We start from the raw sequence: 246 nt of genomic DNA, 5'->3' as shown, positions 1-246 counted from the left end.
CGGATGTCGCCGCCCGGGTCGACGCCTACCGGCAGGTCCTCGACCCGCAAACGCAGATCGGTATCCACGCCCACCACAACCTCTCGTTGGGGGTGGCGAACAGCGTCGTCGCCGTGCGGCACGGCACCACCCGGGTCGACGCCTCCCTGGCCGGGATGGGCGCCGGGGCCGGCAACGCCCCGCTCGAGGTCTTCACCGCCGTCGCGGACCTGCACGGCTGGAAACACGGCTGCGACACGTTCGCGC

The 246-nt window shown here is 72.8% G+C and carries 1 pseudogene; it reads left to right on the top strand.

Annotated features, from left to right (window positions below):
* Positions 1-246, top strand: a pseudogene (locus ACFHWT_RS31635) (4-hydroxy-2-oxovalerate aldolase); the annotation flags it as partial.

This window comes from Micromonospora sp. LOL_021 (assembly GCF_048060215.1).
Classification (GTDB): domain Bacteria; phylum Actinomycetota; class Actinomycetes; order Mycobacteriales; family Micromonosporaceae; genus Micromonospora_E.
Note: the sequence above shows the minus strand (reverse complement) of the source record. Positions and strands in the feature narration are given on the sequence as shown.